The organism is Bradyrhizobium sp. SZCCHNRI3052 (assembly GCF_032484895.1).
Taxonomy (GTDB): domain Bacteria; phylum Pseudomonadota; class Alphaproteobacteria; order Rhizobiales; family Xanthobacteraceae; genus Bradyrhizobium.
The window spans coordinates 62,238-76,377 of record NZ_JAUETW010000004.1 but is presented as its reverse complement, the minus strand read 5'-3'; the positions used below and the strand labels follow the sequence as shown (position 1 = coordinate 76,377).

Below are 14,140 nucleotides of genomic sequence, written 5' to 3'. Positions count from 1 at the left end.
GTCTATACTATACAGTACAGTACACAAGGAGATGTCCCGTGAGCTCTCTCGCCCCGCCGTTCACGCTGCAGACAGCCACCCAGAAGGTGCGCATGGCCGAGGATGGCTGGAACAGCCGCGACCCCGAGCGCGTGTCGCTGGTCTACACCCCCGACAGCCGGTGGCGGAATCGGGCCGAGTTCATCACCGGCCGCGCCGAGATCGTCGCCTTCCTCTCCCGCAAATGGGCCAAGGAGCTCGACTACCGCCTGATCAAGGAGATCTGGGCCCACAGCGATGACCGGATCGCGGTGCGCTTCGCCTATGAGTGGCACGACGACAGCGGCAACTGGTTTCGCTCCTACGGCAACGAGAACTGGGAGTTCGACGCGCAGGGGCTGATGCAGCGCCGTTACGCCTGCATCAATGACCTGCCGATCAAGGCGGTCGATCGCAAATTCCACTGGCCTCTCGGGCGCCGGCCGGACGATCATCCCGGACTGACCGACTTGGGACTTTGACGCAGGGAGAGCCATGCGGACGCTCAACGAGCGCGCCGACGTCATCCCGCTGATTGCCGAGGTGTTCCGCGAGTTCGGCTTCGAGGGCACCTCGCTCAGCCGGATCACCGAGATGACGGGATTGGGCAAAGGCAGCCTCTATCACTTCTTTCCAGGCGGGAAGGACGAGATGGGGCGGGCGGTGCTGGCGCATGTCGACGCCTGGTTCGAGCGCGAGATCTATGCGCCGCTGCGCGATGATCCGCCGGAGCAGTCGATCGCGCGGATGTGGCGTGGCGTCGACGACTACTTCCGTTCCGGCCGACGCGTCTGCCTCGTCGGGGCGTTCGCGCTCGACGAGACGCGGGATCGCTTCGCCGCCGCCATCGCCAGCTACTTCACACGCTGGATCGAGGCCTTGCGCGATGCGCTGATCCGCGACGGCTGGCCGGCGGCACAGGCCGCCGACGGCGCCGAGGAGGTGGTGCTCGGCATCCAGGGTGCACTGGTGCTGGCGCGCGCAACCGGTGAGGCGGCCGTTTTCGGCCGCGCGCTGACGCGGTTCCAAGCGCGCCTGCAACGATCATCCGTCGTCTGACTCTCGAAACGCCGGCGACCGCTGCCTCAGCAAGCGGCAAATGGCGGGCTGAAATATCGGCGCGCGGCTCTCGTGAAATCGTGGTTGTCTCGAGCAACGTCTCGAGCAGTGGCGACATCCAGGGAGGTCCGGCATGAACGGGTTAGGCGGTCTCAATAAATCCGACAACGGCGTGGTCATCGGCCTGGTGCAGCTGCAGCTGCCGGTCGTTGTGACCAAGGACGACCTCGCGCGGCAGACCGAGAAGATCGTCTGGATGGTCGGCAAGGCCCGGCGGAATCTCGGCACCATGGATCTCGTGGTGTTCCCGGAATACTCGCTACACGGGCTGTCGATGGACACCAATCCCGAGATCATGTGCCGGCTCGACGGGCCGGAGGTCGCCGCGTTCAGGCAGGCCTGCATCGACAACAAGATCTGGGGCTGCTTCTCGATCATGGAGCACAACCCCGACGGCAACCCCTACAATTCGGGTCTGATCATCGACGACCGCGGCGACATCAAGCTGTATTACCGGAAGCTGCATCCGTGGATTCCGGTCGAGCCGTGGGAGCCCGGCGATCTCGGCATACCCGTGATCGAGGGACCGCGCGGCGCCAAGATCGCGCTCATCATCTGCCATGACGGCATGTTCCCGGAGATGGCGCGGGAATGCGCCTACAAGGGCGCCGAAATCATGATCCGCACCGCCGGCTACACCGCGCCGATCCGCGACAGCTGGCGCTTCACCAATCAGGCCAATGCGTTCCAGAACCTGATGGTGACGGCCAATGTCTGCATGTGCGGCTCCGACGGCTCGTTCGATTCGATGGGCGAGGGCATGATCGTCAATTTCGACGGCAGCATCATCGCGCACGGCACGACGGGGCGCGCCGACGAGATCATCACCGCCGAGGTGCGCCCCGATCTCGTGCGCGAGGCTCGCATCAACTGGGGCGTCGAGAACAACATCTACCAGCTCTGGCACCGCGGCTATGTCGCGGTGAAAGGCGGCGCGATGGATTGTCCCTACACCTTCATGCACGACATGGTCGCCGGCACCTACCGGCTGCCGTGGGAGGACCAGGTCAAGGTCACCGACGGCACCTCCTGCGGCTTCCCGGCCCCGACACGCGCCTTCGGCAAGCTCGGCAGGGCGGCGGAGTGAGCGAATGCGGCGGCGCGCCCGGCCGCCGCAAGCTTGACAGATCGATCCTCCGCCAATTATTTTATACTTAAAATAATTGGCGGACAGGTCTTGTCATGAGTGTTTCGGCGAAGGTGATCCCCCGCGACTGGCTCGACTGGCCGTTCTTCGAGTCGCGTCACCGCGCTCTGTGCGACCAGCTCGACCGCTTCGTCGGCTCGGGCGTTCTCGACGACGTCGATCACGGCGATGTCGACACCGCCTGCCGCAAGATCGTTCGCGCGCTTGGTGCCGCAGGCTTGCTCGACAGCGCCGTCGTGGCGCCCGACGCGGATGCCGGCGCGATCGACTCACGCGCGATCTGCCTGTCGCGCGAGACGCTCGCTTATGCCGACGGTTTGGCCGATTTCGCCTTCGCCATGCAGGGACTGGGCTCCGGCGCCATCGCGCTCGGCGGCTCGCCGGAGCTGCGCGCCAGTGTGCTGCCCAAGGTGCGCGCCGGCGAATGGCTCGCGGCCTTCGCGCTGTCGGAGAAGGAGGCGGGCTCCGATGTCGCCGCGATGGCCTGCGCGGCGCGGCTGGACGGCGATACTTACGTGCTCGATGGCGAGAAGACCTGGATTTCCAACGGCGGCATCGCCGACGTCTACACGCTGTTCGCCCGCACCGGCGAGGCGCCCGGCGCGCGCGGCATCTCCGCCTTCGTCGTGTTTCCCGACGATCCGGGGTTCTCCGTGGCCGAGCGCATCGAGGTGATCGCACCGCATCCCCTGGCGACGCTCCGCCTGCAGAATTGCCGCATCCCGGCCAACCGCCGGCTCGGCGCGCCCGGCGGCGGCTTCAAGCTGGCGATGCAGACGCTCGACATCTTCCGCGCCTCGGTGGCGGCCGCCGCCCTCGGCTTCGGCCGTCGCGCGCTCGACGAGGCGCAGGCGCATGCGCAGAGCCGCAAGATGTTCGGCGCCACGTTGTCGGACTTGCAGATGACGCAGGCGGCGTTCGGCGAGATGGCGACCGAGACCGATGCCGCCGCGCTCCTGACCTACCGCGCGGCCTGGCGCCGCGACGTGCAGAAGCTGCCGACCACGCGCGAGGCCGCGATGGCCAAGCTCACGGCCACCGAGACCGCCCAGCGCGTCATCGACCGTGCCGTGCAGATGTTCGGCGGCCGCGGCGTCCGCAAGGGTGAGATCGTGGAGAGCCTCTACCGCGAGATCCGCGCGCTGCGCATCTATGAAGGCGCGACCGAAGTGCAGAAGCTGATCGTCGCGCGCGAGTTCCTGAAGTCGCGGGCCGGCGTGGTGCGCGGCTGAGGCGCGCTGCGCGTCAGGCCCGCAGACGCAAGGGCGCCTGCCAGCCGGGATCTCTGTCGCACGCAGCCTCGCCCATGGTCACGCGGCGGCCTCGGTCGTCACGCAGCAGTTGGATTTCGATCTCGTCGAAGGCGAACCGGGCGATCACCTGCAATGGGGCGACCACCCGTTTTCCGAACGTCCACGGATCGGAGTTTCCGCGCGGCATGGGAAACGCGAAAGGACGCGAGGGGATGCGGAAGAGAAGGCGGCCATCCCAGGACTCGCGATCGCGCAGCTCAGGTTGCCGCATGCCGACGTGACTCAGATAGGCTTGGCAGGCCTGCTCTCGTAGCGAGATGGTCACCCTGAAGCCCGTGAAGTCGATGTCGCCGCGCATGTACTGATCGTAGACCAGTGCCTCCTTCACCTCGACGCTGCCCAGTGAGCTGCCGCTCTCGTCCGGCCGGAAAGAGAAGAAGCGGTCCGAACACATGTGATCGTAAGGGACGATCTCCTGGCGCGGCGGTCGCTGCGCCAAAGCCCGATCCAGGCCGCTGCAAAAGCCGATGTCATCAATGTCGCCGCGGACAGGCTCGAAAAAGAGTCCTTTGGGGGGGGAGCGACGTCTTCGTGCAGCGAACTCGAAGAGACCGAGGGAGAGAGCGACTTAGCCGCGTAATCCAACACGTACAACTTGATAGCTGAGCCAGCGCGCCGTGACGCTGCGACGTCGAGATCCGCTGTCTCGAACCCGACCGCGTCTTCAAGTGGAAGTCGGAGGCGTACCTCCTCTGGATACTTCGCCCCCGACCTCTTTCGCAGGAAAATATTAGAGCTCTCCGAGGGCTTGCGATCAAGAAATCTGCGGATCAACGGCACCATCGCTTCCGCTTTATCCTTGAGCAACGTGCGACGCTGAAGTTTCTCCAGGTCGGAATGGCGACTGGCTGAGCTCTCCGGCTTGAACAATCATTGCGCGGGATGAGCCGTGGTCTGCGGGTGGTCCTCGCCGGTTGGTTCGGCACGGGTTGGTTGCTCCCCGCGCAAATTCGCGACCGCGCGGGTGGCCGGTTCCCCTTCCGCGCGGCTACGTCCTTTTCCGGCTTGAAGATCCTCCGGATCCGCAACCATGCCGCCAAAGGCCGCAGCCGTGCTGCAGCCGAGGGCCGGATCGGCAGCATTGTCGGCGAAGATGCCGCGATTGAAGCCATCCGACAGATGGCAGCGAACGGAGCTGATGAGCAGGCGATCGATGTGTACACGCGTCGCGTGGTGCATTGCCGAGGCAACGTCGTGCCTGACGCGGGAGCGATCCACGCCGGCTCGGATGATGGAATGCTCGATCGCCGCCGTGCATGGCCCCGGCGGTCCTTCGATCCAGGCACGGACGCTTTCAGGGCGGCCATTCGCCGTCGCGGCCACGAAGTGTTCGACGCCGGAACTCGCCGCAGAACAGCGTCCTGCAGGTACATCGTAGACGTAATGAACGGTCTCACCTACGAGCTGCGGTGGCGGTGCCGTCCGGTCCACAGCGCAGCCTGCAGCCAGCACCGCGAGGGCGATGGCGAGGCCGCTTCTGATCGGTGCCATGTTTATCGCTCCTTGGAGGACCGTCATTCGATCAGGAAGCCGGCATCGCCACGCAATCTCCGGCCCGGCACCGGCACCTCAATCGGGCCTGCCCCGGGGCGGGTCGTTCCAAGACGGCCGAATATGATGCGCTCGAGCTCGGAAGGCGGCCCGACGAAGTCGGTCGGGACCGGTATGCGTGCCGATTCGCCGATCGGGCGAACGATTGTCGGCGTGACGATGATGATCAGTTCGGATTCGTTCTTCCGGAACTGTGTCGACCTGAACAGAGCCCCCAGTACCGGTAGGTCGCCCAGCCCCGGCAACATGTCCAGGCCGGTATTGAACTTGTTCTGCAGCAGTCCGGCGATTATGAAGCTCTCCCCGCTGCCGAGCTCGACTGTGGTCTCCGCCCGCCGGGTAATCAGGCTCGGGACGCGGGCGCCGTTCATGATCAGGGCGCCTTCGTTCGAGAGCTCGCTGACCTCGGGCTTGACCTGCAGGTTGACCAGACGATCGGAGAGCACCGTCGGTGTGAACTCCAGTCCCACGCCGTAGCGACGAAAGTCGATCGAGATGCGGTCCAGCCCTTGGGCGACGGGGATCGGAAATTCGCCGCCTGCCAGGAAGTTCGCCTTCTGACCCGAAACAGCGGTGAGCGTCGGTTCTGCCAGGATTGAAACCAGTCCCTCCTGAGCGAGCGCATCCACGATGGCAGTCACGCTGTAGCTGCCGTTTGCCGGCGTATTGATCCTCCCTGAGGCCGCCGACGAGAGCCCAAAGCTGAAGCCACCGGCCGAGCCTGCGGCCTCCCAGTTGACGCCGAGTTGCTTCACCGCGTTGCGCGAGACCTCGGCAATACGGACCCGCAGGTTCACCTGCGTGCTACCGCCGATCTTCAACTGATTGAGCAGCACCTCGTCCTCGCCGAGGAACTGCGCGCAGGTGGAGCGGACCTTCTCGGCGATGTCGGCGTTGGGCACCAGCCCGCTCAGCACCGCGCCGCGCGGCGTCCGCGACAGCCTGACGTCGAGGTCTGCGAATTGAGCTCGCAGCAGCTGCCGTAGATCACTCTCGTCATAGGCAATCGCAATCCGGAACGTCGCGACGGTCGCGCCGGAATCGTCGAGCGCGAAGAGCGTCGTACGGCCGGGCTTTTTGCCGAAAACGAAGACGCGGTTGGCGGCCGCGACCTGGACGTCCGCAACAGCCGGCTCGGCGACGAAGACCTTGGAAGCCGGACGGGGCAAGGTCAGCATCTCGCCCTGAGACGCGTAGATCCGCACCTGTTGCCGCGCATTGGATGATGCCGGCGCGCAATGAACCAGCATCGTAAGGATCACCACGATCGAGGTCAGCCAGGCGGATGGCGAAATTCGAAACGGTCCCATCGTCAGCGCCGCATCGCCGAGAGCATCTCGAGATTGAGCCTCACGTCCTCTTCCCGAAGGTCGACCCGCGCAAGCTTGGCGGCGCCATCGCGATCTCCGCTCAGCGCCATAGCGATCACGAGGTTCTGGCGTGCACGAGGCGAGGCGCTCTCACCGAGCGCGATCGGCCGCAGAACCGTCATCGCGTCGGCGTACCGGCCCGTCAAGGTAAGCGACAGTCCCAGATTGTTGCTTGCGATCATGTCGGCGGGAGCGATTGCGAGCACCTGACGATAGGCTGTCTGAGCTTCGTCATGGCGGCCGAGCATGTCGAGAGCCACTCCGAGGCCGTTGAGCGCCGGAATGTTCTCGGGGTCCGAGGTGAGCACGCTGGTGAAGATTGCCAGGGCGGGCTCGGCTTGATGTCTGGCGAGCTCGCTTCGCGCTTTTCTGATTCGATCGTCCTTGTCTTCCATCCCGGCGACTTGGTTGGCGGGAGCTGCTGCGGCTGCCGTGGAGGCCGGGAGATTGCGACCCTCGACCGAGGCGCGTGCGGTCGTGGGCGTCGGCACCGGTCCGCCAATGTCTGGGGTCAGCGACGAACAGGCGCAGAGCAGACCGGCGATGCTGCCAGCCAGCGCCATTCGCCTGCAAACACCGGCACTCGGTGTCAGATGGTTGTTGAACACGGTTTCCCGGCCTTCAGAGCTACGCATGTACTTCCTACGGATATTGCACTGTCTTATAGTTCAAGTCTCGAAACCTCGCAGGTGTCGTCGCGGGTTGACTGGTTCATTGCATCGCCGAGATCGGGGAAGGTTCAGCCTGCTCGCGTGATTCATCCAATCCAAGGACGGCGATCGGCTCGACCCGAAAGTCCTTTGAGATTTCCTGATAGGAGAGCACGACCACATTGAGACCGGACGGCGCAAGCAGCGTCCAGACCACCCGGCGCAGGTCGGCGGAGGCCAGTACAATACTCGGCGATGCGGCAAGATGATCGACGTCGGCAAGCTGCCGGGTCAACGCATCAAGCAGGCGCGTGCTGACGGCAGGATCGAGAGACGTCTGAGCGTTTTCATCGAGGGCGTGCACGGCCGTTCGGATCGCTTCCTCTGTCTGTCGATCAAGCACGAAGCAGCGCAAGGTCCGATCAAAGCCTGAGCTTTCGAAGCAGATCTGTCGGCGCAGCGCCAGCCGCACGTGCTCGACCAGCATGACGCTGCTCTGCTCCCGCATTCCCCACTCGGCCAGCGTCTCAAGAATCAGCCGCAGATTGCGGATGGAGACCCGCTCGTCGAGCAGCCGGCGAAGGACATCGGTGATGCGCTGTGTAGGGACCACACGCAAGGCCTCGCGCACCAAGTCGGCGTAGTCAGCCTCTAACTGGTTGAGCAGGCGCTTGGTCTCCTGTATGCCGAGGAACTCCGGCGCATAGCGGACAAGAACGCGCCGCAGCTCGGCATCGACTGCGGAGATGGCCGGTCCCCCCGCCGTTCGGGTTGCCGGCTGATCCAGTTCACCGGACGAGAGCAGAAGAGGCACGCCATGCAGCTCGATCCTGAAATGACCGGGCGCCAGGGCGCTGCTTTCGTCGACTGCCGCCCCTGGACAGGCGCATCCGAGCCAGTCTGCCACGTCCTGTCGCGTCCGCCTGATCCGATCATGAATGCCGGCTCTCCGCAGTTCATCGCACAAGGCGGCTTCCGCGAGGATCATGATCGGTGCAGACTTGGCCGCCGGGATAGCGATCCGCGAACTTCTCGCGGGCTCTGACGGGTCGGACGGTTGCGCCGTGCCGGAGGTTCGTTGTGATCGCCGTCGAGCCAAGAGCATCGCAACGCCGGAGCCGCCGAACACGGTGGCCATAAAAAGGAAAATCGGCGCCGGAAAACCCGGTACGAACGCCAGCCCGAGCATCATGAGACCGGCCAGCTGCAGGGATTGCGGCTGCGACGTGATCTGCTCCATGATCTCGGAACCAAGATTGCTCGGCGCTTCTGTCGCAACCCGGGTCACGACCGTTCCCGCCGCCATCGACACGAACAGCGCCGGGACTTGGGAGACCAAGCCGTCGCCGATCGTCAACAACGAGTAGAGCTGGATCGCTTCGCTGATACGCAGCCTGTGCTGCACGGTGCCGACAACGATGCCGCCAACGAGGTTGACGGCGATGATAATGAGACCGGCGATCGCATCACCTTTGACGAACTTCATGGCGCCGTCCATCGCTCCGTAGAGCTGGCTCTCGCGCTCCAGCCGGCGTCGGCGGCGCCGGGCCTCGGCCTGGTTGATGTCGCCGTTGCGAAGGTCGGCATCGATGCTCATCTGCTTACCCGGCAGTGCATCGAGCGTGAATCGGGCAGCAACTTCGGCGACCCGTTCAGATCCTTTGGTGATAACGACGAACTGGACGATCGTGATGATCAGGAACACCACGAGCCCAACCACGACATTGCTGGAAACGACGAACTCGCCAAAGGTCTGAACGATGGACCCGGCATCGGCCTGGCTGAGCACTAGGCGCGTAATGGTGATGGAAATCGAGAGCCGGAACACCGTGGATATGAGAATGATTGCCGGAAGTGCGGAGAATTCGACCGCGGCGTTCAAGTAGAACGCCACCATCAGCAGCAGAATCGACGCGCCGATGTTGACGGACACCATGACGTCGACGAGCGCCGTCGGAATCGGCAGGATCATCGCCATGATCGTGGTGACGATCAGGATGACGACGAGAAGCTCGCGCTTGTCGTTCGACCAGCGGGTCAAGCTCTCGACAATGGCCGTCATAGTCTGCGGTTCCATCCAAGCGGGATCGAAACCTTCGTCACATTGATCGAAACGCAGAGCGGCATGGTCTTACAAGCTCACGGCGAGCAGGTCTGCGCCGCGACGCAATACGACCCGGTCTTGTTCGATTCGATCGACGATCCACCCTTCGCTGATAACGGCGCCTGCGAACAGCTTCTGACCGCGTCCATCAATGACATACGGCCCATTTCCGGCCCAAATCGCCTGAACGGTCAAAGGGGCGCTACGCTTTACAGATTTCGCCTCGACCTGGCTCGTCAACACGATGGCAATGCCGAACGTGCCGTCGAACCATCGCTCAATGTCGCGCCACCTGCCTAACGCCGCGGGTTCAATGTTTCCTCTCGCCGTGATGGCGTTTGAGTCGCTGACAATCTCGACGGTCGTGAGGCCCGCAGTTAGCAATCGCTGGCGCAGCGCGTCCGCCGCGCTGTTCAAATCCGCCACCGGCGCGCCGGGCTCCGCGCCGGCCCGTCCCGTTCTGTCCTGGCCGGGCAGTCGTGCGGGGGTAAGGGTGGGGGCGGGCGAATTGGGCGCGTGCCTGCTCGGATATTTTGTCGAACAGTCGGAGTCGCAGCGGGGGGATCTCAGCCGCTCAGCTGTGGCATAGCCGCCATCGCCGGGCACCTTGTCCGCACCAGCGGGAAATCCCTGCAGAAGCAGGGCTAGACAGACCAGGATCGCGGCGGTGCCGAGTCCATACCTCAAGAAGGTATAGCGGGTTGTTCTGCGCTTGCGGGTGCAGCGGAGCTGAATTCCATTCAGAACGACATCGGCCGGATAACGACTGATCCGTGCTTCTCCGGCACCGAGCAGGGTGCCGTTCAGCAGAACATTATCTGCGGTGCCTTCGATTTCGCAACAGTCCGCCTCTAGCGCGAACCGCGCGTGCAAAGGAGCCAGACAGTCATCCATGAGAACGACATCGGCGTCCATCGAGTGACCCACCAGATAGGTCCCGGAGTCGAGTTCTTGCCGGACCCCGGCATGAAGGCCCGATCGGATCGTGAGTTCGAATGGGGACGGTGATGCCGGCATTCTCTGCCTCTCCATCAGGACCTAGCAGCCATGTTGGCAGCGGAGCGCTCGGTACGAACGCCCCGTGCCGTAAGCGGTTGGTAGCTGTCCGAGGGCGATCGCTGGATCAGCCGACGTTCGGGCGCTGCTGCGCGACCGTCTCGATCGATCCCCAGTGCGTCTTCTTGGTCGTGATCTCGGCATTCGTCTTGATCGCTTCGTCGAAGGCACTCTTCATCTTTGCGATCGCGCTATCGATGCTCGAGTTCGATGACGTCGTCGAAGAAACGGAGCCTGTTGAATGGGACATCGCTTTATCTCTCTATGCTTGTGTTGCGTTGAGGATTGGGCTGTCGGGGAATGCCCTCCAGCCGGGAAGTGATCGTTAGCGTTGTCCACGCTGATCACCTCTCGGCTGAAGCGGCGGCTTGGATCCCGTCCCGAGGCGCACCTTGTGAGGTACGCCTCTCGCGCTTCCTTCAACGTCCTGGTCTCATCGCTCTCGTCGCGTTGCGAGAATGAGTCCTCGTTGCTTTACTCAGCTCTGTCAGTGATATGGTTGTCGGCCGAGAGGTGTCCCGCGGAGCGGTCGCATGGCGATCCCGAGCCTGAATCCGCGAGTTGCAGAATGATCGAGGAAAGCTTGTCGAGGATGTTGTTCTTCGTCGCTTGGTCAAGGCCCTTTGCCTCTGAGACTTGGCTGACGAGCTGATTCAGCGTCTTGAGTATCGAGCTGTTCGCGCCGGGGTGATGGGATGGGCCGGACACGAGTTGCTTCAGGATCTTCGCGATCCCGTCGAGCAGCTCACCTTTGGCGGGGTCGCTGGGCCCGTTGGAATTCGTGATCTGATGGGTCAGGTCACCAAGGATCTTGGCAACGCGGCCGTTGTTCCGCGCGTCGCACTGGCTCGGTCCGCCCCTCAGGATGCTGATGGCCGCCGAGATCAGAGCCGCCTTGTCTGCAGGTGTCTTTGCGTCCGCGACCAATCCAAGAACGTCCGATGCTATGGAAGACGTCCGCGGATCTTGCTGCTGCGAAGCGGGCGGCATCGACGACTGCCACCAATCCCCCGCATCACAGCGATGAGCCGGATGAGCTGACGACCCGCCGGGCGTGGGCTGAAATCCTGCAAAGCCGGGCCAGGACGACGCGTGTCCGTGCGGACCCATCATGTGACCGGTGTGAGCTTCACGTGAGGATGATGCGTGGGAGCTGACCCTAGACATGCAACTCTCTCCTTGTTTGCGATCCGATGTCTTATCTGTCTTGTTCTGAGCAAAGGGTCTAACGAGGCGTCAGTCGGCATGCTCCGTCACGGATCCGGGGTTGCACTATTCTCGTCGCCGACGGATGCCATCTCCTGAATGCCGTCCTGAGCAACAGTCATGAGCATGAACGCGGCCGCCTGCGGCATTGCGCTGAGAAACGCCTCCTCGAACTTTGCTTGATCCTCAGCCGAGACTGCCTCGCTGCTGCTCGGGGCGCTTGCCGTCGCGGTCGTCATGCTCGATGCTTCTACGGCCATTCTGACACTCCTTTGATCCGTCCGGTCGATCTGGCAGGACTTGCGAACCCGTTGATTTGCGTCATGGCACGTCGCCTGGGGCGTTGAGCTTGACCACTTGGACGTGCTCCCCGCGATAGACGGTGACGGACGATGGCTGGTCAGCTCGAGGCTTCAGTGCTGCGAGCGTACGCTCCACCGCTTGGATGTATTGGGGGGGACCCGAGACCAGGGCCATGTCGGCCTGCTTGATGGATCTGAGTGAGAATCGCGCGTCGGAGAGCGCGAGATCGCGAAGTGCGGCTTCGAGACGCTGGAGCGGCACGGCACCGAGTTGAACGAGCCTGCTCGAAGCTTCCTTGTTGCTAGTGACATAAATCCGGAAGCCGTCGAAATACCAGTCGAGCCCGTAGTTCCGGGATAGATGCTCGATGAATTCTCTGGCCTTGAGTTCAGGCAGAGGCCCGCGCACACGTCCCCGTACTTCCGGGCTCACTTCTAACCGCAGGCCGGTATTCCGTCCGAATTCCTGAAGAACGTTGCCAAGGTCTTGGTCGACGATGGTGTACCTGTAGGACTCGGTCGGCCAAGCAGGTTCACCCGCGTCTGCGGACGTGGTGTGGATTGCAGCCGCCGAGAGCGTCAGGCAGACGGTCGCGATCGCAGCCACGCTGCGCAATGGGACCAGAACCCGAGATGCCAAATGGTCGCATGGGAAAACGTGGCCTTCGTGCGACCTTGTCGCGGAACAATCGTGGCAATCGTGTAGTTGATCGCGCGTACCCACGAGCAAACTCACATGTACTTGTTGCTATCAGCTCATCTCATTCAATCACAGCGGTCGCGGGTGCGTCGGAGAATATATTAGGAAAATATTATGCTCTGCCCCGCTGGGCGCCGTGCAAAGCTCTGTCTGATCTGTTGTGCAAGCCATGGTCCGGCTGTCCTTGTGAGTCATTATTTGTTTGGAGTGAGCAATGGCGAGAGCACGAGGGGTCCTGAGACGGCATGGAGCGGTGACATGACGACGATTGCGCCGTTGGGTGGCGTCACAGCTTCCGGAACAGTTGGTGTCAGTTTCGGAGCCGTTGAGCCCGGAGCGGCCGCCCAGCAGTCGTTTCAGGACGCTCTGCATAGATCGGTCACTAAACTGCCTATGGAGCCTGAGCACGCCGTCGACCAACTCGGCAGCAAGGTGATGGAGTGGATGGAGAGTTCGTACGAGCGGGTCCAGCGCAATGCCGCGCCCGAGCTCAATCTCATGCCGGAGCCGGCAGCATCCGGTCCAGCATCTTCCAACATTGGCGGAACGGCCCTGGGAGCGGACAAGCCAGACGCGGGCCGTCAGGCCCTGCAAATGCTGGAGCACGCATTCTCGTTTGCCATTGAGGCGACGCTGATGTCGAAAATCTCGACCGAGTCGACCCGAATCTTCAACACGTTCTTGAAGGGACAATGAGAATGGCCGGTTGCGGCAAACAATGGCTGGCCGCTCGAGGGCGCGGATTGAATTTGGCGCTGGTGCTGGGCTTGGCGTTCATGCTGAGCGGTTGCAAGGGTGAGCTCTATAGCCGCTTGAGCGAGAAGGAGGCTAATCTGATGATGGCCCTTCTGCTGCACCACGGCATCGCCGCCGACCGACTCCAGGCAAAGGACGGTAGCAATACTGTCAGGGTCGAGCAGGAGCGATTTGCCGACGCTGTGACGCTGCTGAATGCGTCCGGGTTGCCGCATGCGAAGTTCGAAGACATGGGCAGCATATTCTCAAGCAATGGTCTGGTGTCGTCACCCACAGAGGAGCGAGTCAGGTTGATTCACGCGCTCAATCAAGAGTTGGCAAGGACGATCATGGAGATCGACGGAGTCATCTCTGCCCGAGTCCACGTGGTGCTGCCTAAGATAGACCCGTTGCGTCACGATCAGGTTCCGTCGTCGGCGGCATCGGTGTTCATCAAGCACGATGCGCGCGCCGAAATCGCCGTGCTCCTACCGCAGATCAAGACCCTCATTGCCAATAGTGTCGAAGGACTGACGTACGACAGGGTGGCCGTGGTTTTCGTGCGTGGCAGTTCGGATCCCGTCGAAGTCAGCCCTTCCACGTCGATCGAGACGACGGCATCCGTTCTATCTCACGACGGATCTGCCCTGCGTGACGGTCCGCTCATCCTGCAGGTGTCAGCCGCGGTAGGGCTGGGGCTGCTGGGATCGATCGGAATCTTCCAGCTCTGGCGCCGGGCACGCGTGGGATATGCGCAACGCAACGCGCCGCGTCGGGAGGCGCGAATGCCGGCGCGTGATCCGCTGCGTGTCGTATCCTAGTGCGATTGAAGTGGGCTTGGCCGGCAAATGAGTAGGCTTGTGCAACCT

At 63.0% G+C, this 14,140-nt stretch carries 15 protein-coding genes; 6 read left to right on the top strand and 9 right to left on the bottom strand.

The features are described 5' to 3' along the window. The first annotated feature begins 38 nt into the window (after window positions 1-38). The 4 genes from QW887_RS13965 (at window position 39) to QW887_RS13950 (ending at window position 3,516) form a co-directional block, all read left to right on the top strand. Entirely contained in the window at window positions 39-500 is a 462-nt protein-coding gene (locus QW887_RS13965) for a nuclear transport factor 2 family protein (RefSeq protein WP_315715053.1), read from the top strand. Between the two features lie 13 nt (window positions 501-513). Continuing rightward, window positions 514-1,077 (top strand): TetR/AcrR family transcriptional regulator, encoded by a 564-nt coding sequence (locus QW887_RS13960; RefSeq protein ID WP_315715054.1) that lies wholly within the window; start codon window positions 514-516, stop codon window positions 1,075-1,077. A gap of 133 nt (window positions 1,078-1,210) precedes the next feature. Then, window positions 1,211-2,224: a formamidase gene (locus QW887_RS13955; RefSeq protein WP_315715055.1), complete on the top strand. Its 1,014-nt coding sequence runs from the start codon at window positions 1,211-1,213 to the stop codon at window positions 2,222-2,224. Between the two features lie 95 nt (window positions 2,225-2,319). Beyond that, a complete protein-coding gene (locus tag QW887_RS13950; RefSeq protein WP_315715056.1) occupies window positions 2,320-3,516 on the top strand; it encodes an acyl-CoA dehydrogenase family protein in 1,197 nt (398 codons plus the stop codon). A 13-nt stretch (window positions 3,517-3,529) separates the two neighbouring features. Here the strand turns inward: QW887_RS13950 and QW887_RS13945 are convergent, their stop codons facing one another. The 9 genes from QW887_RS13945 to QW887_RS13905 all read right to left on the bottom strand — a co-directional run bounded on the left by QW887_RS13945 (window position 3,530) and on the right by QW887_RS13905 (window position 12,443). Beyond that, a complete protein-coding gene (locus tag QW887_RS13945; RefSeq protein ID WP_315715057.1) occupies window positions 3,530-4,036 on the bottom strand; it encodes a hypothetical protein in 507 nt (168 codons plus the stop codon). 431 nt (window positions 4,037-4,467) lie between these two features. After that, a complete protein-coding gene (locus QW887_RS13940; RefSeq protein WP_315715058.1) occupies window positions 4,468-5,088 on the bottom strand; it encodes a hypothetical protein in 621 nt (206 codons plus the stop codon). Window positions 5,089-5,111: 23 nt separating this feature from the next. Further along, the gene (locus QW887_RS13935; protein WP_315768101.1) at window positions 5,112-6,398 is read right to left on the bottom strand and encodes a type II and III secretion system protein family protein; all 1,287 of its coding nucleotides are present in this window, start codon (window positions 6,396-6,398) and stop codon (window positions 5,112-5,114) included. 62 nt (window positions 6,399-6,460) lie between these two features. Beyond that, complete coding sequence (locus QW887_RS13930; protein ID WP_315715060.1) at window positions 6,461-7,081, bottom strand: tetratricopeptide repeat protein; 621 nt, start codon at window positions 7,079-7,081, stop codon at window positions 6,461-6,463. 148 nt (window positions 7,082-7,229) lie between these two features. Next, the gene (locus tag QW887_RS13925; RefSeq protein ID WP_315715061.1) at window positions 7,230-9,230 is read right to left on the bottom strand and encodes a flagellar biosynthesis protein FlhA; all 2,001 of its coding nucleotides are present in this window, start codon (window positions 9,228-9,230) and stop codon (window positions 7,230-7,232) included. 69 nt (window positions 9,231-9,299) lie between these two features. Further along, window positions 9,300-10,289, bottom strand: coding sequence for an FHA domain-containing protein (locus QW887_RS13920; protein ID WP_315715062.1), 990 nt, complete (start codon window positions 10,287-10,289; stop codon window positions 9,300-9,302). Window positions 10,290-10,802: 513 nt separating this feature from the next. Next, window positions 10,803-11,255 (bottom strand): hypothetical protein, encoded by a 453-nt coding sequence (locus QW887_RS13915; RefSeq protein WP_315715063.1) that lies wholly within the window; start codon window positions 11,253-11,255, stop codon window positions 10,803-10,805. Window positions 11,256-11,581: 326 nt separating this feature from the next. Continuing rightward, window positions 11,582-11,794 (bottom strand): hypothetical protein, encoded by a 213-nt coding sequence (locus tag QW887_RS13910; protein ID WP_315715064.1) that lies wholly within the window; start codon window positions 11,792-11,794, stop codon window positions 11,582-11,584. A gap of 61 nt (window positions 11,795-11,855) precedes the next feature. After that, the gene (locus QW887_RS13905; RefSeq protein WP_316173581.1) at window positions 11,856-12,443 is read right to left on the bottom strand and encodes a nodulation protein NolW; all 588 of its coding nucleotides are present in this window, start codon (window positions 12,441-12,443) and stop codon (window positions 11,856-11,858) included. A gap of 351 nt (window positions 12,444-12,794) precedes the next feature. On the opposite strand from QW887_RS13905, the gene QW887_RS13900 reads away from it, so the two are divergent. Next, window positions 12,795-13,232 carry a hypothetical protein gene (locus tag QW887_RS13900; protein ID WP_315715066.1) on the top strand — a complete coding sequence of 146 codons (438 nt, stop codon included), beginning with the start codon at window positions 12,795-12,797 and terminating at the stop codon, window positions 13,230-13,232. 2 nt (window positions 13,233-13,234) lie between these two features. Next, window positions 13,235-14,092: a type III secretion system inner membrane ring lipoprotein SctJ gene (gene sctJ / locus QW887_RS13895; protein WP_315715067.1), complete on the top strand. Its 858-nt coding sequence runs from the start codon at window positions 13,235-13,237 to the stop codon at window positions 14,090-14,092. The last annotated feature ends 48 nt before the right edge of the window (window positions 14,093-14,140 follow it).

Bases quoted from the DNA above. Each gene is read 5' to 3' on its own strand.
- QW887_RS13960 (WP_315715054.1), top strand. From the start codon at position 514: ATGCGGACGCTCAACGAGCGCGCCGACGTCATCCCGCTGATTGCCGAG.
- QW887_RS13955 (WP_315715055.1), top strand. From the start codon at position 1,211: ATGAACGGGTTAGGCGGTCTCAATAAATCCGACAACGGCGTGGTCATC.
- QW887_RS13950 (WP_315715056.1), top strand. From the start codon at position 2,320: ATGAGTGTTTCGGCGAAGGTGATCCCCCGCGACTGGCTCGACTGGCCG.
- QW887_RS13940 (WP_315715058.1), bottom strand. From the start codon at position 5,088: ATGGCACCGATCAGAAGCGGCCTCGCCATCGCCCTCGCGGTGCTGGCT.
- QW887_RS13935 (WP_315768101.1), bottom strand. From the start codon at position 6,398: ATGCTGGTTCATTGCGCGCCGGCATCATCCAATGCGCGGCAACAGGTG.
- QW887_RS13930 (WP_315715060.1), bottom strand. From the start codon at position 7,081: ATGGCGCTGGCTGGCAGCATCGCCGGTCTGCTCTGCGCCTGTTCGTCG.
- QW887_RS13925 (WP_315715061.1), bottom strand. From the start codon at position 9,230: ATGACGGCCATTGTCGAGAGCTTGACCCGCTGGTCGAACGACAAGCGC.
- QW887_RS13920 (WP_315715062.1), bottom strand. From the start codon at position 10,289: ATGCCGGCATCACCGTCCCCATTCGAACTCACGATCCGATCGGGCCTT.
- QW887_RS13910 (WP_315715064.1), bottom strand. From the start codon at position 11,794: ATGGCCGTAGAAGCATCGAGCATGACGACCGCGACGGCAAGCGCCCCG.
- QW887_RS13900 (WP_315715066.1), top strand. From the start codon at position 12,795: ATGACGACGATTGCGCCGTTGGGTGGCGTCACAGCTTCCGGAACAGTT.
- sctJ (WP_315715067.1), top strand. From the start codon at position 13,235: ATGGCCGGTTGCGGCAAACAATGGCTGGCCGCTCGAGGGCGCGGATTG.